The organism is Nonomuraea sp. NPDC049141, assembly GCF_040648415.1.
In the GTDB taxonomy this organism is placed as follows: Bacteria; Actinomycetota; Actinomycetes; order Streptosporangiales; family Streptosporangiaceae; genus Nonomuraea.
This window is the reverse complement of record NZ_JBEZDR010000003.1, coordinates 174,880-192,670: the sequence shown is the minus strand read 5'-3', so window position 1 is coordinate 192,670 and position 17,791 is coordinate 174,880. Positions and strand designations below refer to the sequence as shown.

At 71.4% G+C, this 17,791-nt stretch carries 9 protein-coding genes and 1 pseudogene; 5 read left to right on the top strand and 5 right to left on the bottom strand.

Annotated elements, in window-relative coordinates; all coding sequences use genetic code 11:
• Window positions 1–90: 90 nt before the first annotated feature.
• The 3 genes and pseudogenes from AB0B91_RS09525 to AB0B91_RS09515 form a co-directional block, all read left to right on the top strand.
• A pseudogene (locus tag AB0B91_RS09525) lies at window positions 91–291 on the top strand (DUF4832 domain-containing protein); the annotation flags it as partial.
• Window positions 292–362: 71 nt separating this feature from the next.
• A complete protein-coding gene (locus tag AB0B91_RS09520; RefSeq protein WP_358317825.1) occupies window positions 363–1,505 on the top strand; it encodes a DUF418 domain-containing protein in 1,143 nt (380 codons plus the stop codon).
• A gap of 66 nt (window positions 1,506–1,571) precedes the next feature.
• Window positions 1,572–4,829, top strand: a complete 3,258-nt coding sequence (locus AB0B91_RS09515; protein WP_358317824.1) for a glucodextranase DOMON-like domain-containing protein — start codon at window positions 1,572–1,574, stop codon at window positions 4,827–4,829.
• Window positions 4,830–4,876: 47 nt separating this feature from the next.
• On the opposite strand, the gene AB0B91_RS09510 is transcribed toward AB0B91_RS09515, so the two are convergent.
• Window positions 4,877–5,494, bottom strand: coding sequence for a helix-turn-helix domain-containing protein (locus AB0B91_RS09510; protein ID WP_358317823.1), 618 nt, complete (start codon window positions 5,492–5,494; stop codon window positions 4,877–4,879).
• A 113-nt stretch (window positions 5,495–5,607) separates the two neighbouring features.
• Between AB0B91_RS09510 and AB0B91_RS09505 the strand changes: the two genes are divergently transcribed.
• Window positions 5,608–7,182, top strand: a complete 1,575-nt coding sequence (locus AB0B91_RS09505) for an MDR family MFS transporter (RefSeq protein ID WP_358317822.1) — start codon at window positions 5,608–5,610, stop codon at window positions 7,180–7,182.
• Between the two features lie 290 nt (window positions 7,183–7,472).
• Here AB0B91_RS09505 and AB0B91_RS09500 read toward each other — a convergent pair whose 3' ends face one another.
• Window positions 7,473–8,357: a helix-turn-helix transcriptional regulator gene (locus AB0B91_RS09500; RefSeq protein ID WP_358317821.1), complete on the bottom strand. Its 885-nt coding sequence runs from the start codon at window positions 8,355–8,357 to the stop codon at window positions 7,473–7,475.
• Between the two features lie 164 nt (window positions 8,358–8,521).
• On the opposite strand from AB0B91_RS09500, the gene AB0B91_RS09495 reads away from it, so the two are divergent.
• Window positions 8,522–9,544, top strand: coding sequence for a zinc-dependent alcohol dehydrogenase family protein (locus tag AB0B91_RS09495; protein WP_358317820.1), 1,023 nt, complete (start codon window positions 8,522–8,524; stop codon window positions 9,542–9,544).
• Between the two features lie 15 nt (window positions 9,545–9,559).
• Here the strand turns inward: AB0B91_RS09495 and AB0B91_RS09490 are convergent, their stop codons facing one another.
• The 3 genes from AB0B91_RS09490 to AB0B91_RS09480 form a co-directional block, all read right to left on the bottom strand.
• Window positions 9,560–11,152, bottom strand: coding sequence for a PLP-dependent aminotransferase family protein (locus AB0B91_RS09490; RefSeq protein ID WP_358317819.1), 1,593 nt, complete (start codon window positions 11,150–11,152; stop codon window positions 9,560–9,562).
• A gap of 286 nt (window positions 11,153–11,438) precedes the next feature.
• Complete coding sequence (locus tag AB0B91_RS09485; RefSeq protein WP_358317818.1) at window positions 11,439–16,652, bottom strand: DNRLRE domain-containing protein; 5,214 nt, start codon at window positions 16,650–16,652, stop codon at window positions 11,439–11,441.
• Window positions 16,653–16,791: 139 nt separating this feature from the next.
• On the bottom strand, window positions 16,792–17,745 hold the full coding sequence (locus AB0B91_RS09480) for a hypothetical protein (protein WP_358317817.1): 954 nt from the start codon (window positions 17,743–17,745) through the stop codon (window positions 16,792–16,794).
• Window positions 17,746–17,791 lie beyond the last annotated feature (46 nt).

Below are 17,791 nucleotides of genomic sequence, written 5' to 3'. Positions count from 1 at the left end.
CTTCACCCCATGACCATGGGACTCACTCAATCGCACTGACGCCTGCACAATCGCTGTTAGAGAGGAACAGTTGGATACCCCCGCCTCTGGCTCGCCGGCGCCACGGCGACGATCGACCAGAGCGTGACGCTGCCGTCGAGCCTGCCGACCGGCACCTACGCGCTGCTGCTCGACCTGCCCGACCCGCAGCTGTCCTCCCGGCCCGAGTACTCGATCCGGCTGGCCAACGAGAACGTCTGGGAGGCCGCCACCGGCCTCAACAGCCTGCTGCACACCGTGACCGTGAACTAGCGACTTTGGTCGGCCCGAGGGCTGCCAAGGATCGATGTGCCGGAGAGCTCGGCGTCCTTAGCGTCAGGATCATGACACTGGCTGAGGCGCCGAGCTCACGGCGCGTGCACGAGATCGACGCCATGCGGGGGTTCGCGCTGGCGGGCATCCTGGTGGCGAACATCGGGTTCTTCGCCGACCCCGGCTACGCGGTCGGGACCGGCACGATGCCCATCCCGGAGGGGCCGGTCGCGTACCTCGTCAGCACGCTGGTGCTGACGAAGTTCTACATTCTCTTCTCTTTCCTGTTCGGCTACTCCTTCACGCTCCAGACGCGCGACGGGGTGAACGTCAAGGCCAGGATGCTGCGGCGCTGTCTCGGTCTCTTCGTGATCGGGGTCCTGCACGGGTTCCTGCTGTGGATCGGCGACATCCTCACGCTGTACGCCACGCTCGGGCTGATCCTGCTGGCCATGCGCAACATCTCGCCCAGGAAGGCGGTGATCACCGGCTGCGCCGTCATCGGCGTCATGTCGGTGATCTGGCTGCTGCTGGCCGGGCTGACCCTGCTCGACCCGGCGGGCGGCGCGGCGGCGGCGGATCCGGCCGCGGCGGCACAGGCGCAGGCGCTGGTCACCGAAGGGCCGCTGGGCTTCCTGACCTTCCAGGCGCAGACGTACCCGGCGGTGGCCGCGATGGTGTGGATCGGGCAGGGGCCGATGGCGCTGGCGCTGTTCCTGTTCGGGCTGGCGGCGGGCAGATCACGGCTGTTCGAGGAGCCGGAGCGCTGGGCCCGCTACGTGCCGCGCGTGCAGTGGGTGGGCTTCGGCGTCGGCCTGCCCGCCGCGGCGGTCTTCACCTGGGCGTCCGCCTCCGGGGAAGGCGCGTTGGAGCTGGCCGCGCTGGCCCTGAACAACGTGACCTCGGTGCTGCTGACCGCCGCCTACGTGGTCACCCTGCTCCAGGTCATCAAGCGCTTCCCCGCGGCCGGCCGCGCGCTGGCACCGGCCGGGCGGGTGGCGGCGTCCAACTACCTCGGGCAGTCGGCGCTCTGCTGCCTGGTCTTCACCGGCTACGGGCTGGCCCTGGCGGGCAGGCTGTCGCCTCTCGCCGTGATGGGCGTGGCCGCGGTGATCTACGCGGTCCTGCTCGGGCTGAGCTGGTGGTGGCTCCGCCGTCACCGTTACGGCCCGATCGAGTATGTCCTTCGCCGCCTCACCGCGGGTCGGGGTTGACAGCCAACCGGGCCTGGTCTTCTCTGCAACTCTGCGAGGAAAAGGGCGGACCCGAGGGGGCACGGCATGGCCACGGTTCGATGGTTCGCGCTCACTCTGGCCGTCTCCGCTGCGCTGGCCGGGCTGCCCGCCCTGCCCGCGCAGGCCAGGGTGCCCGCCCCCGGCGCGCCCTCTCACTTCGGGCTCGCGCGCAAGGACTGCGTGGGGACGGCGGCGGGCCGGGCGTCCAAGGTCTGGTACACGGTCGCGGGCGGCGTCCTGTCCGACGTCTATGAGCCGACCATCGACAACACCAACGTCGAGACGATGCAGTTCGCCGTCACCGACGGCAGGACGTTCACCGAGCTGCAGTCCCGGGACACCACCTACAAGGTGACCACCGACCGCTCCGGCATGACCTGCACGATCACCTCCTCCAGCAAGAACGGCCGCTACCGCCTGACCACGACCTACCTCACCGATCCGGGCAGCGACGCCGTGGTGGTCAGGACCCGGCTCCAGCCGCCCGGACTGCGGCTGTACGTACGGCTGGACGCGAGCGTCAACGGCAACGGAGGCGGCGGCGCACCGAACGGCGGTGCCGACAGCGGCGTGGTGGACGGGCCGACCGGCGCCCCGGTCATCTCCGACGCCAACACCGAGACCTCCGCCCCCGCCCGCGACTACGCCGTGCCCACCCACCTGGCGCTGCGGGCGGAGCGGCGGCTGCCGCAGGCCACTGTCGGCTACGCGGGCACGCCGAGCGACGGCGCCGCGCAACTGGACGCCGACCACACACTGACCCCCAGCACGACCGCCCCCGACGGCAACGTGGTGGCCACCGCCCGGCTGCCCCTCGACGGCTCGGGCGAGGTGACCTTCGCGCTCGGCTTCGGCCGTACGGCGGGCGCCGCGTTGCGGACCGCGGGCGAGGCCGCCGCCCGGCCGTTCGAGACCACCCGGACCCGGTACGAGACGGGCTGGGCCGCCTACGACGCCGGGCTGCGCAAGCCGCCCGCCGCGCTGGCCGACGCCTACCGGCTCTCGGCCAACGTACTGAAGGCAAGCGAGGACAAGACCTTCCCCGGAGCCGTCGTCGCGTCGCTCGCCAGCCCGTGGGGCCAGGCGGTCGGCGCTGGCGAGAAGGTCGGCGGCAAGGCGGTCTACTTCGGGTCCTACCGCGAGGTGTTCGCCCGCGACCTGTACGAGGCGTTCACCGGGTTCCTCACCGACGGCGACCTGGCGACCGCCCGCGCCACGGCCCGCTTCCTGCTGCAACGCCAGCAACTGCCCGACGGCCGCCTGCCGCGTAACTCCCTGCTGAACGGCCGGCTCGCCCCCGACTCGGGCGGCGACCAGCTCGACGAGACCGCCTACCCGATCCTCATGGCCCACCAGTCCGGAGTCGGCGCGGAGCTGTGGGAACACGTGCGCGAGGCCGCGGACTTCCTCGTGGCGCACGGGCCCGCGTTCGGCGTCGAACGCTGGGAAGAGCAGCAGGGTTACTCGCCGTCCACGATCGCGGCCGAGATCGCCGGCCTGGTCGCGGCCGGGGAGATCGCCGCCGGGCAGGACGACCAGGGCCGGGCCCGCCTCTACCGCGCCACCGCCGACCACTTCGCCCGCTCGGTCAAGAGCTGGACGGTCACCACCACCGGCCCGTACGCCCCCCGCTACTTCCTGCGCCTGTCGCGCACCGGCGACCCGGACGCCGCGTCCCCGTACAACCTCGGCAACGGCGGCCCGACGGAGGACCAGCGCCGGGTGGTGGACGCGGGATTCCTGGAGCTGACCCGGCTGGGCATCCTGCCCGCCACCGACCCCGACGTCCTGGCCAGCCTGCCCGTGGTGGACCGGGTGATCGGGCGTACGACCCCGAACGGCCAGGGCTGGTACCGCTACGGCTCCGACACCGAGGGCACCGAGGACGGCTACGGCGACTGCCACGAACCCGACCCCACCTCCTGCGCACCGTCGGGCCGCCCCTGGCCCACCGCGAACACCGGCTCGGGCCACCTCTGGCCGGTCCTGTCCGGCGAACGCGCCGAGCAGGCGTTGCAGACCGGCGACACCCGTACGGCGGCCGCCCTGCTGGCGGCGATGCGGGCCATGTCCTCGGGCACCGGCCTGGTCCCCGAACAGGCGTGGGAGAACCCGGACCTGGCCGCCGCGCCGTACGGCACCGACCCGGCCACCGCCTCGATCGGCTTCCGCGACGGCGAGCCCGCCGGCTCGGCCTCCCCGCTGACCTGGGCACAGGCCCAGGAGGTCCGGCTGATCCTCTCCCTCGCCACCGGCCGCCCGGCCGAACAGCCCGAGCTGGTACGCCGCCGCTACGCCGCCCACGGGATGCCCGCCACAGCGCCACTCACGGTCACCGCCCCCGCAGAGGGCAGCACGGTCGCCGGGACGTCGGTCACGGTCGAGGGGACGACCGCGCCCGGCGCGCGTGTCGACGTCGCGGCCACGCCCATCGACATCGGCACCGCCACCGAGGTCGTCTCGGTACGGGCCGGGGCCGACGGCGGCTTCACCGCGCGGGCACCGGTCTCGTTCGGCGAGGTCGTGCTCACCGTGACCGCCACCACCTCCGACGGCCGCACCGGGTACGCCCGGCGCTCGGTCGTCGGCGACATCACCGGTGCCGCGACCGTGCTCGACGTCACCGATCCCGACGGCGACGACAACGGGCCGGGGACCTACGCCTATCCGACGGCCGCCGACTTCCACGCGGGCGCCTTCGACCTGCGCAGGTTCCAGGTGATCATGGACGCGAGCACCGTCTACCTGCGGGCCGAGATCCGCGACCTCACCCCCACCTTCGGCAACCAGATCGGCGCCCAGCTCCTCGACGTGTACGTACAGGACCCCGCCGTGGCCACGCGCTCGACCGATCCGGCGTTCCCGCAGCGCAACTACCGCATCGCCGAGCAGGACGCGTGGTCGCAGCGGATCGAGGCGCAGGGCTTCGGCGCCCCGGTCTGGGTGACGGCCGCCGGCACCGCCCTGACCGGCGCCGCCGTCCGCGGCTCCGGCACCACACGGACGATCACGATCGCCGTGCCCAAGGCGGTCTTCGGCACGCCGGGGCCCGGCTGGCGCTTCGCGGTGGTGCTCACCGGTCAGGACGGATTCAGCTCCGACCAGGCCAGGGGCTTCGCCGCCACTCCCCAGCCGTACCAGTTCGGCGTGTGCGCCCCCGGCGGGACCAATGCCCTGTGCTCCTTCGACCCGGGCGCCGTCCCCAAGGCCATGGACGTGATCACCCCGCCCGGCCAGTCCCAGGCGGACGAACTGAACCCACTCCTCGGCCCGGCCACCCTACGAGCGGTCGCGGCCCCCTGACCTCATGCCCGCCCACCCGACGGGCCGTCCACTCCCCCGACCTCGCCTCACTCGATGATGGGGATCTCCGGAGCCGGGAACAGGTCACTGACCAGGAGCGTCGCCGCTCGTATCGAGGCGGTGAGGATGTCGGCGTTCTCGGCCCTGGTGCCCTGGGCGGCCAGTACGGTGCTGTGCACGCTGAGCAGGGCCATCCGGACGCGCAGCTGATCCTGCAGCGGAGCGTCGGGGCCCAGGATGATCCGGGTGGCCTGGTCGATACGCTCCATCGCGCTGCCCTGGCCCGGCGGTACGACCGCCTTCAGCGCGGTGTGGTTGGCGGCGGCGAACCGCATCGTCTTCAACCCCCGCTGCCCGCTCAGGGTGAGCCACCGGCCCAGGAGTTCGGAGGCGAGTTGCGGGGAGCGCGGCTGTGCGGCGGCCCAGTCGAGAAGGTCTTCGAGCGCGCGCAGGTGGTCGGTGAAGAGGCTGCGGATGACGGCCTCTTTGCTGTCGAAGTGGTAGTAGAGCGCGGCCTTGGTGATCCCCAGCTGTTCGGCGATTTCGCGCATCGAGGTGGCGTCATAGCCGCGCTCGGTGAACAAGGACAGCGCGGCCTCCTGGATGTCGGCCCGCGTCTGGCTGCCCTTACGCCGCGTGCCTGGCACCTGATCGGTCTTCGTCATCGCGTTTCCTCTGCTCAAGCTCTTCAGAGTCTATACCAGTTGCTTACCGGTCGGCTAGCAAGTACGCTTGCCGACCGACAGGTAAGTTCTATGGATCGGCAGGAGCGCCCGTGATGGCCAAGGACAGCGCAGATAACCCACCAAGGGCGGAGGAGCAGGTCGGACTGGGGTTCAGCCACCGCCAGATCCTGGTGACGATGAGCGGGCTGGTCGTCGCCATGCTGCTGGCGATGCTGGACAACATGATCGTCGCCCCGGCCCTGCCCACGATCGTAGGCGAGCTGGGCGGCCTCAATCACCTGGCCTGGGTGACCACCGGCTATGTCCTGGCCTCCACCGTGGCCACGCCGATCTGGGGCAAGCTCGGCGACCTGTACGGCCGCCGCATCATCTTCACCGCCGCCGTGGCCATCTTCCTGATCGGCTCCGCGCTGTGCGGGGTGTCCCAGGACATGGCGCAACTGGTCGCCTTCCGCGCCATCCAGGGCCTGGGCGCGGGCGGGCTGATGGTCGGCGTGCTGTCGATCATCGGTGAGATGATCCCGCCGCGCGACCGCAGCAAGTACCAGGGCGTGATGATGGCCGTCATGCCGGTCGCCATGATCGGCGGCCCGCTCATCGGCGGTTTCATCACCGACAACCTCAGCTGGCGCTGGGCCTTCTACGTCAACCTGCCGCTCGGCGCGGTCACCCTGATCCTGTGCTGGATCACCCTGGCCAAGCTGCCCAAGGGCACCGGCAAGGCCGTGATCGACTGGTGGGGCACCGGGCTGCTGACGATCTGGATCACCGCGCTGGTGCTCGTCACCAGCTGGGGCGGCACCCAGTACGAGTGGGGTTCGGCGCAGATCCTCGGGCTGATAGCGGTGGCGGTGGTCGGGTTCGTCGCCTTCATCATGGTCGAGCGGCGCGTGGCCGAGCCGATCATGCCGCTGCGGGTCTTCAAGAGCGCCAACTTCTCGCTGTCCGGCGGGGTCTCCTTCATCTCGGGGTTCGCGATGTTCGGCGCCATGGGCTTCCTGCCGCAGTTCCAGCAGTTCGTCCAGGGCTCCTCCGCCACCAACAGCGGCCTGCTGCTGATGCCGATGATGATCGCCGCGATGGTCGTCAGCCTGAGCGCCGGTCAGCTGATCAGCAAGACCGGGCACTACAAGTCGCTGCCGGTCATCGGCTCCATCCTGGTCACCGTCGGCCTGGCGCTCTTCGCCACCATGGACGTCGACACCTCCACCTTCGTGTCCGGCATCTACATGGTGCTCCTCGGCGCCGGCATGGGCGCGATGATGCAGACCAGCACCCTCATCGCGCAGAACAGCCTCGATCTGCGCGACATGGGCGCGGGCACCGGCGTGTCGACCTTCCTCCGCAACATGGGCAGCTCGCTCGGCGTCTCGCTCCTCGGCGCCGTCTACACCAGCCACCTGGCCGACACCCTCACCGGAACCCCCGCCGTCGCGGCCTCCGCCACCAGGATGACCCCGCAGTTGCTCCGCAGCCTCCCCGAATCGGTCCAGAAGCTGTTCGAGCAGGCCGTCACCAACGGCGTCACCGCCCTGTTCACCTGGGGCGCGGTCGTGGCCGCCGTCGGCATCGTGGTCGCGCTGTTCATCCGCCAGGTCCCGCTGCGCAGCGCCGTCAAGCCACAGGCGGCCAGCACCGACGCCGAACCGGTCGCGGTAAGCAGCTGACCCGAAGGTGACCGCCCCAAGGCGGTCACCCTTCAACCGCCCATCGCGCCCTGCGGGGCCGATGGGCGTGTCACGTTAATGCCCCCAGACACGCCCGGTGCCCCTATGGAACCGGTACGGCCCACCGCTCGTCACGTCCCCTGCGCCCCTGACGCCCCGGTGCGTCCAGCTCGCGTTCGACCGAAACGCGCGGGGCGAGCGTGAGGTCTTGAGTCTGGGGCGTCCGGCTCGCACATCCTTCCTCGAACGAGCCGTCAGTCTGATCGAGCCGGTACGTACGAGCTGGTGTGTCAGCCGCGCCGGGTGGGCGGGGATTGTTCCTGTTGAGGGCCGGCCGTGTCGAGGGTGGCGGCCCAGCTGGCCAGGAGCCGGAGTTTGTCTTCGGAGTCGCTTGCGGGCTCGGTCCCGTAGGCCACGAGGGTGAGGCCGTCGGCGGGCAGGTCCATGGATTCGTAGGTGAGGTGGAGGTCGCCGACGACGGGGTGGAGGAAGGGCTTGGCTCCGAGGTGGTGCTGGCGGACGTCGTGACGGGCCCAGCGGGTACGGAAGTCCTCGCTCTGGGTGGACAGCTCGCCGACCAGGTCGGTGAGGTCTTTGTCGTAGGGGTCACGGCCTGCTTGGCCGTGCAGGAGGGCGACGGTGTCGTCGGCGGCACGTTCCCAGTCGCCCCAGAACAGGTGGGACCGGGCGTCGAGGAAGATGAAGCGAGCGTGGTTGGGAGTGGCGCCTCGGGCGGCGTCGAACATGGGCGCGTACAGGGCGCGGCCGAGGGCGTTGGCGGCCAGGACGTCGCCGCGGCCGTTCATGACGAACGCCGGTGCGCCGGTCATGGAGTCCAGCAGCCGCTGCACCGAGGGCCGGACCTGGTTGGGGGTGGGGCGGCGTCGGCGGCGCGGGCCGGCGGCGCGGGCCAGGTCCTCCAGGTGGGTGCGTTCGGCGTCGTTCAGCCGCAGCGCGCGGGCCAGGGCGTCCAGGACCTGATCGGAGACCCCGGAAAGGTCGCCGCGTTCCAGGCGGGAGTAGTACTCCACGCTCACTCCGGCCAGCTGGGCGACCTCGGTGCGGCGCAGGCCGGGGACCCGGCGGGTTCCGTAGGAGGGTAGCCCGGCCTGATGCGGGCTGATCTTGGCCCGGCGAGAGGTCAGGAACTCACGGATCTCGCTGCGATTGTCCATCCTCCTCAGGTTATGCGGCCTTCCACCTGGGAGGGGTGCCCTGTTAGTACACCTTTCACCATTACCTTCCTAGTTGCCTGACCAGCGCTTTTCATAGGTAGTGGCCAGCTTGCCGCCCGCTGAGAACCACAGATTCTGGACAACAGGCTCAAGGAGTGAGCGATATGCGTGGTGTAGTGATGCACGCCCCCGGCGATGTCCGGGTGGAGGAGCTCGACGGACCCAAGATCACCGCCCCGACGGATGCGATCATCCGGCTGTCGGCGACCTGTGTCTGCGGCTCGGACCTGTGGCCCTACCGCGGTGTGGACGCCGTCGACCAGCCCACACCGATGGGACACGAGTACGTCGGGATCGTCGAGGAGGTCGGGGGCGAGGTCAGGAACGTCAAGCCCGGCCAGTTCGTCGTCGGCTCGTTCGTCGCCTCCGACGGCACCTGCGAGATCTGCCGCGCGGGCTATCCCTCCTCCTGCGTCCACCGCGTGTTCATGAACGAGGTCGGCACCCAGGCGGAACGGGCCCTGATCCCGAACGCCGACGGCACGCTCGTGGCCACCCCGGGCATGCCCGACGCGGAGCTGATCCCCAGCCTCCTGGCCGCCTCCGACGTGCTGGGCACCGGCTGGTTCGGCGCGGTGGCCGCGCAGGCCGGCCCCGGCAAGAGGGTCGCGGTCGTCGGCGACGGCGCGGTCGGCCTGCTGGCCGTACTGGCCGCCAAGCAACTGGGCGCCGAGCAGATCATCGCCATGAGCCGCCACGAGACGCGCCAGAAGCTGGCCCGGGAGTTCGGCGCCACCGACATCGTCACCGAGCGAGGCGACGACGGCGTGGCCAAGGTCAAGGAACTGACCGGCGGGCTGGGCGCCCACTCGGTCGTCGAGGCGGTCGGCACCCAGGAGTCGATGCAGCAGGCCATCCGCTCCACCCGCCCCGGTGGCAACGTCGGCTTCGTGGGCGTCAACCACGACGTCGCCCTCAGCGGGGAGGAACTCTTCTTCGCCCAGGTCAATCTGCTCGGCGGCCCGGCCCCGGTACGCGAGTACCTGCCCGAGCTGATCGACCTGATCTGGGAACGGAAGATCAACCCCGGCAAGGTCTTCGACCTCACCCTGCCGCTGGAGGAGGCCGCCGAGGGGTACCGGGCCATGGACGAGCGCCGGGCCATCAAAACCCTGCTCACCCCCTAACGGTCCCCATCGGTTCTAGGGGAGGTTCGCTCTCTCGATCGCGTCGGCCAGGCGGGAGACGGCCTCGGCCACGACGCTGTCGGCGAGGTTCCCGTATCCGAGGATCAGCGTCGAATCTCCGGCCCCCGCCTCCGAGGTGTAGTTGCCGACGGCGTCGACGCTGACCCCGTCGCGGGCCGCGGCGGCGACGACCTCGGTGGCCCGGACGCCGTCGAGGTGGAGCAGCAGGTGGAGGCCGGCCGCGGCACCGGAAACCCGGGCTCCCGGCAGCCGGCGGGCCAGCTCGCCGACCAGGGCGTCACGGCGGGCCCGGTAGCGCCGCCGGCAGGCCCGCAGGTGACGGTCGTAGCCGCCGTCGTCCAGGAACCAGGCGAAGGCCAGCTGATCGAGTACGGGCGGCGGCAGGGCCAGCGGGTTGGCCACGGCGACGGCCGGTGTCCAGCGTGGCGGCGTGGCGAACCAGCCGATGCGCAGAGCCGGTGACAGCGTCTTGCTGACCGAGCCGAGCAAGGCCGTCCGCGAGGGCGCCATGCCCTGGATCGCGGCGACCGGGCGGCGGTCGTAGCGGTAGTCGGCGTCCTTGTCCTCTTCCAGGAGGATGCCGTCGACGTCATGCGCCCACCGGATGAGCTCGGCCCGCCGCGCGGGCGCCAGGACCGTACCGGTGGGGAACTGGTGTGCCGGGGCCACGATCGCGGCCCTGATCCATGGCTGGTCGCGCAGGAGATCGACGCGGAGCCCGTCCCCGTCGACGCCGATGGGGACGGCGACCAGCCCGGCGTCCACGACTGCCTCGCGGGTCCAGGTCCAGCCGGGGTCCTCCACGGCCAGGTGGGTGTGGCCGTGTTCGCGCAGGGCGCGGGCGATCCGGGCAAGGCCGTCGGTGGTCCCCGCGCAGACCGTCAGGTCCTCGGCCGCGATGGCGGCACCACGCGAGCGCGTCAGGTATCCGGCGAGGGTCTCCCGCAGTCGCGGATGCCCGGCGTGTTCCAGGTAGCCGAGATCGGTGAACGGAGACTGCCTGCCCACCTCCCGTACGGCGTCCGCCCAGCGTTTACGCGGAAACGCCCGCAGATCGGGCATACCGGGCGTGAAGTCGAACCGCGCATGCGCGGACGGCGAAGCCAGGCGGGTGGACGGCGGGCCGCCAACTCCACGCCGCCCCTCCGCGGGCGAACCGACCGGCCCGGCCCCCGTCGTGCTCGCCCTGGCCGACGCCTCCGTGGGCGAGCCGACAACATCAGGCCACACGCCCGTGGGCGCGTTTCTGGCTCCGGGGCGTGCCCCCGTAGGCGGGCCGACAACTCCACGCCGCGCCCCCGTGGCCGGGCCTGCCACCCCGGCGCGGACTCGTGTGGCTGAGCCGGCGCGGGCTTCGAGGTAGCCCTCGGCTGCCAGTTGCGCGTACGCCTCGGTGACCACCCAGCGCGAGCAGCCCAGGTCGGCCGCCAGCGTGCGGCTGGGCGGCAGCGCGCTGCCGGCGGCGATCCGGCCGCTGACGATCGCGGACCGCAGCGCCCTGCGCAGGCGGTCATGCAGGGGCCCCGCCGGCTGCGCGTCGAGGTCCAGCAGCGTGTCCCATGCGGCATTGGTCTGGTTCTTCGGCATCTAATTGGCCAGGGTAGCCAATCCGCTTCGACCTACCGTGGAAATCACCCGATATAGAGGAGAACAGGGATGAATCCATGCGAAGACGGTGGCGGCGTTCCCCCTTGGCTGCTCGCGGCCGGCCTGTCGGGACGGCCGGGGACGCCCACGGGGATGCTGGCCGACAGGCCTCGGCGATCGTCGGAGGGGTGGGTGAGAGCCCTGGCGAGAGCGATCACCCGAGGCCGCCACGAGTGACACGGCCACGACCCTGGCCGCGAACGACGCGGCCAGGGTGATCAGCAGTTCAGTAGGGCCGTTGGAGGAAGCGGCCGAGCGACGGGTCGTACAGGCGGCCCGACACCAGGACCGTCCCGTCCAGCGTGGTCGGGTGGAACGCGCCGCCCAGCCAGCCGTAGCGGCTCGGCTCGGAGGCCACGCCGAACTCGTCGTACCCGACCACGGTGGCCAGGCCGCTGTCGAGGTCCAGCTCAGTGCCCACGTCCCCGCCGACGGTGAGCAGTTGGAGGCGTACCGACCCGGTCGCGCCCGTGAGCGCGGCCAGCTCGCCGCCGACGCCGGCCACGTGCCGGACGACCGCGCCGTTATCGGTGACCCAGGAGGGCTGGTCACCGCCCGCGGCGTAGTGGTGGACGGTGACCGCGCCCGCCTCGGTGGTCTCCGACCTGATCCGGCCGGCAGGATCGCGCGTCCAGGTCAGGCTCCGCTGGCCGGAGGTCTGCTTGGCCGGCATCCCGTCGGCGAAGTAGCCGATGGTCCGCCCACCCGGCAGCGAGGTGGTGCGGCCCGCCGGGTCGTAGCCGTAGCCGTCCCCGGTCAGCCTGCCGTCGGAGGTGTAGGCGTACGTCGTGATGCTCGCGGCCGAGTCGTCGGCCACCGGGCAGTCCTCCTCCGACGCCTGCACGGCCAGCCGGACCCGGTTGCCCGCGCCGTCGTAGCCGTAACGGCGCAGCGTGCACAGCGGGAAGGCGATCTCCAGCACCGAGGCGAGCTGCCCCGCCTTGTCGTAGCCGAGCTGCCGGTCGGACATGGTGTCGCTGCGCATGCGCAGCAGTTCCTGGCCGTGGACGTTCCGGCCGATCTGGTCGATCATCACCGGGCCTTCCAGCCCGTCCCGGGTGTAGATCCGGGCGTAGTTCTGGCCGCGTTCGTCGTACGCGGAGACCAGGTGCAACCCGCCCGGCAGGTCGCCCTCGACCTGGCGGCCCTCCTCGTCGTAGCGGGCGGTGAAGGTGCCCGCGACCGAGTCGGTGACCGAGGTGGGCAGGCCGCGCGGCTCGGCCGTGTGGTCGTAGGCGTAGACCCTGGTGGACGAGGCCGAGTCCACGACCTTGGCCGGGCGGTCGAGGTCGTCGTACTCGGTGCGGGTCTGGCCGCCGTCCGCATCGGTGTGGGAGATGACCCGGCCCAGCCGGTCATAGGCCGTCACGATCTTCTCCGTGCCGCGCCACCGCTCGGTGGGCCGGCCGGTGGCCGGGCTGTAGCCGATGCCGATCTCGGCCTCCGCGCCGGTCTGGGTCGTGATGGGCCGCCCGCCCGGGTCGCGCTTGACGGTGGTGACCGTGCCTGCCTCGGTCACCGTGTTCGGCAGGCCGGCGGCGGTGTAGGTGTACGTCCGCCCGCCGTCCTGGCACACCAGGCCCGCCCACTCCGGCCGTCCGCCGCACGGGGCGCTGCCGGTCGCCGTGTAGAGGACGGGCGGGGTGGTGCCGGCGGTGACGGCCTTGCCGCCGGGGTCGCGGACCGTCCTGAGCTGCCGCCCGGTGGCCCAGTCGTAGGTGATGGCGGTGGTCCTGACGTCCGCGTCCGGCTTGGACTCGCGCCCGACGATCACGGCGCCCGTCTTTACGGTGGTCGGCAGGTCGCGGGCCGCCGCGCCGGTCGGCCGGCCCTCGTCGTACGTGCTCACGGTGCGGGTCCTGGCGCCGATGCCGTACCCGGCGGGCAGGTCGTCCACGTCGGACTCCAGGTTCACGATGTGGACCGGGCTCAGCTCCTCGACCTCGCGGCGGCCCGAGGCGTCGTAGATCGAGCGGGTGGACAGCATGTCTGCCCGCTCGTCCGCGCTGTAGCCGGTGATGGCCAGCTCGGCGAGCCGGTAGTCGGTCGTCGGCCGCTGCGACAGCTCCCTGTTGGCGGCGGTGAGCACGCGCGTCGCGTGGCCGAACCGGTCGTAGTCGGTGGCGGACAGGTGCCCGCCCGGGGTCAGCACGTTGACCGCCCGGCCAGATTCGTCCAGGTACGTCACGGTGGGCCGGGCCATCGACCCCGGCGGGTGCACCGCCGTGGCCGTCACGGGAACGCCCGCCTGCCCCCAGGCCGCGACGGCCGTGGCCGTCAGGTCGGCCGGGCCGCCGGCCGCCTTGCCGAGCGGCACCCCGTACACGATGGTGCTCTTGGCCTCGCCCGCGATCTGGTCGGTGGTGCCCGGCTTGAGCGTGGGGCGGGCGACGGTCTTCAGTCGGCCGTCGGCGTCGTAGCCGAAGGTCCACGGCAGCTCTCCCGGCGGGGTGAGCGTCGAGACGCGACCTGCGCTGTCGTAGCCGTAGACGGTCTTCAGCACGGAGGTGATCCTCGGATCCCAGGTCTCGGCGAGGCGTCCGGCGCTGTCGTAGGTGTACTGGGTGATCACGGCGCCCTGGAGGGACACGGTGCTGAGACGGCCGTCGGCGCCGTAGCCGAAGTCGAGCGTGTGGCCGAATCGGGTGAGCGACTTCGGACGGTCCTGGTCGTAGGCGTACTCGGTGGGCAGGTACCGGTCCCCTTGCTTGGCGAAGGTGGTCGTCTCGCTCCGCGAGTCGGTGAGCGTGTACGTGCCGGTGAGCGTCAGGTCCTCGGCGCCGCGCTCCGGCTTCCATCCGTCCTTGGTCCTGGTGAACTGGACCGGCGTGCCGTCGGCCCTGGTCACCTGGACCGAGCTCGGCGAGGTCTCCACGAGTGAGGCGATCCCCTGCGACCAGCCGGGGTTCCTGGAGGTGGCCGTCCGGGTGAGGGTCAGGCCGAACGGGCCGCCCGCGGTGGTCTGGAGGCGGTAGTCGCCGGTCAGCAGGTTCAGCGTGCCGGGGCCGACCTCGCTGGTCGCCGCCTTGGTGGCGCGGCGGTCGATGACGATCTCCGCGAACGACGACTCCACCGGCGTGCCCCCCGTGCCGGTGACGAGCGCGCGCACCTGCGCCGCGGCGTCGCCCAGCTGGGTTCCGGCGTCCCAGACCAGGCCGGACACCTTGTTGGGCGCGGCCACGGGCCAGGCCGTCAGGGGCTTGCCGTCGGCGGTGACCACGTTCGCCACGGGGAGGTCGGCCCACTCGTCGGTCTCGGCCCGCCGATACTGGAACCTCGCCTGGGTGAAGCCGATGCCGGTCACCGCGAGCGGGACCCTGCCCGTGCTCCGCAGGCCGTCCTCCGGGGCGTCGAGCGTGGCCACGGCCGCGCCCGAGCCGACGTTGAAGGCGTACACGGTGGTCGGCGAGGCGTTCCCGGCCTTGTCCAGGGTGTACACGCTGACGGTGTGGGCGCCCACGGTGGGCGGGGTCAGCTTGGCGGAGACCGCCGCGCCGGTGGTGAGCACCTTCGTGACCGCCGCGTCGTCGAGCCGGTAGGCGATCCAGCCGGTGTCGGTGTTCGCGGGCGTGAAGGTGAAGGTGCCCGGTTTGCCGGCGTCGCCGTGCAGGCCGCCGTCGGCCGGGTAGTCGGCCGAGGTGACCGAGGGCGCGGGCGGTTTGACGGTGTCCACGGAGAACGTCGCCGTCTGGTACGCCTTCGAGCTGAGCGACCCGTCGTTGGCCCACGACCGGATCGTGTAGGTCTTGCCGTTGGCGAGCTTTCCGGCGGGTACGTTCGCGCCGGAGAAGCCGTTGCTGGCCACGTACGCGCCATAGAGGTTGTCGATGACCAGCGTCGAGCCCGCGTACACGTCGAACAGGCCGCGTACGTTGCCGCCGTCGGGATCGCGCACGTGGTTGCGTAGTTGCGGGGTGAGCGTGTTGGTCCAGCTCGTGCCGTTGTAGTCGACGTACGGGGAGAGCCAGGTGGAGACCGGGGTGCTCGGGTAGGAGTTGTACGTCACCGAGATGTACGGCAGGTGCGCCGAGGCGTTGCCCGAGTTGAAGCGCTTCCAGGCGTACTCGTCGGTCTCGCTGGCGGCCCGCAGGCCCATGCCGGACTCCTTCCACCCCTCGTTGGCCCAGTACTGGACCAGCGAGGTGACGTTGGCGCTCACCCAGCCGTCGGCGCAGCCGCTGCCCCAGCCCTTGGTCTCGCTGGAGGCGGCGTACTTGTCGGCCAGCGCCGGGCCGGGCCAGCGCGAGGACGTCGAGGCCCGGTTGGCCGACCACACCTCCCATGACCTGGTGTTGCACGACCACGAGTGGAAGTTCCAGAGCTTCAGCGACGCCGCGGTGATCTTCTTTCCCGCGATGCCGGGGGTCTTCCAGGTGATGAACGACCGGGCGACCTGACCACTGCCGTTGTTGCCGATCTTGAGCTCGGTCGCGCCCGACTGGTCGGTGCCGTAGCCCTCCTGCACGAACGTGTCGAAGACCTGACCGAGGTTGAGCGACGGATCGACCGTTACGGGGTATTTCGTGGCCGGGTCGCCGAGGAAGGCGGGGTCGGGGGTGAGGACGAGGTCCTGACCGGACACCTTCATGGCGACGGGCGCGCGGCGCAGGTGGTCGCCCGAGCCCGGATCCACCGTGGCGTCCCACATGACGGGGGCCGGGATGGTGGCGGTCGTCCTGCCCTGGTCGTCGATCAGCTCGACGCCGCCGTCAGGAGCCTGGCGGGGCCGCACACCCGGCGCGCTGAGCCGCAGGGTGTACGAGAGCGGGGTGGCGGGGCGGGCCTTGAGCAGCAGGAACTGCTCGGCGCCCGTCCTGGTGGCGGTGACGACCAGGTCGGCGCCCGGCATGACGTCCGGGTACGTGGCTGTCTCGCCGGACAGGCGTGGCGTGGGCAGCGCGCCCTTCCACTGCAAGGTCACCTTGGTGGCGCCCTCGCCGATCGTGATCAGATCGGCCGCCCCGGTCGCCCCGGTCGCCCCGGTCGCCTGCCGGGCCACGCCGGGCCGTCCGCCGCCGAGCCTGAGCGCCCGGCCGTGGCCCCGGGGCACGATCTCGCCCGACGGCGCCTGGGTGAGCGAGATGTCCACCGGCGCCCACTGGCCGTCGTGGCGGAACCTGACCGGACCGGCGAACGAGTCGACCGTCAGTGTGCCGTCCGGGTTGGCGTAGGTGGTGGTGGTCTCGGTACGGGCGTCCGCGACCTCCACCCGCCGGCCGCTGAGACGGGCCGACAGCCGAGCGGAGGCCTCATCGGGCGCACTCGGCTCGGCCGCGAGCCGGGCGGGCGCGCTCGGGTCGTCCCCCGGCTTCGACGCGGCAGCCGGAGACGGCGACGCGGCGGCGGGCGATTCGGCGGCGGCGGGCGATGGGAGCGCGGCCAGCGGGAGAAGCAGCAGAGCGAGACCACCGGCGAGGGCCCGTGGCGTGATGGCAGGCATGGGTGCTCCGGGAAGTGTGCGCGGGAGGCGACGTGAAAGCGCGTAGGGCGACGTAAAGGGTGCGCGTGGGCGAGGCGGAAGCTGTGCGCGTAGGGAGACGCCCCCGCCGGACCGGCGGGGGCGTCGAGGTGGTGCGGAGTTACTTGCTCTGACAGCTCTTCTTGCGGACCTCGTACCAGACGATGCCCGGCGCCTGGAACCGGACCGCGAAGCACTGGTTCTTGTTGGCCGCTTCCCGGACCTTGTAGACGGCCGAGGCGCCACCCGCCGTGTAGGCGATCTTGCAGATCAGCTTGGCCTTGCCCTTGAGCTTGTCGCAGGCGTACTTCATCGCCTCGATGGCGCCGGCGACGCCGGCCACGAACCAGGCGTTGTAGATCTTCTTGGTGAGCTTCTTCGAGAAGATGAGCCGGCACATGGCCTTCCACCACTCGCACTGCAGCTTGAGCGCGGGGTCGGCGACCACGGGGTAAGCGGCACCCGCGTGGTTGACCGTCTGGATGAGCGTCATGCCCTCCACCCGGTACGAGGTCGGCACCGCGTTGCCGTTGGCGTCCTTGGCCCAGGGCAGGTCGATCTCGCCGAGATAGATGTCGTTGTTGTAGATCAGGACCGTGCCGTCGTCGTCCTCGACCTCCAGCATGCTGCCCTCGGGGGCGGAGATCGGGAATCGGTACTCGGTCGGCGCCGAGGAGTCCTTGATGATGGTCAGGGCCCGGGCGATCTGGCCGGTGCGCTGGTGGGCGTAGGCGACGCTGGGCTGCTTGGCGGCGTAGGTGACCAGGCCGGGGAGCGGCTGGTTGCCGTTGCCTGCGGCGTCCGGCATGCCGATGCCGATGTCGCTCTCGCTGACGGTCGCGACCAGGGTGCGGTCGGGGTCCGTCGCGATGGCGAAGGGCCGCTGGACATCGCCTTCGGGGATCTCGGTGGGAGGCGTGGTCTTGGCCTCTTCGACGATCTCGGGGACGACCTGGGTAAGTGCCGCCAGAGCGGGATCCGCGTCCGCGATGACCGGGGTTCCGGCGGCGTTCACGGTGCTCAGAGCCAATAGCGCCGCCATGGCGGCGACGATGGCCCGGGTGGGGATGCGCACGAATGTCCTTCCACTATCGGTGGGGGCAACGCACAAACGCCGCAAA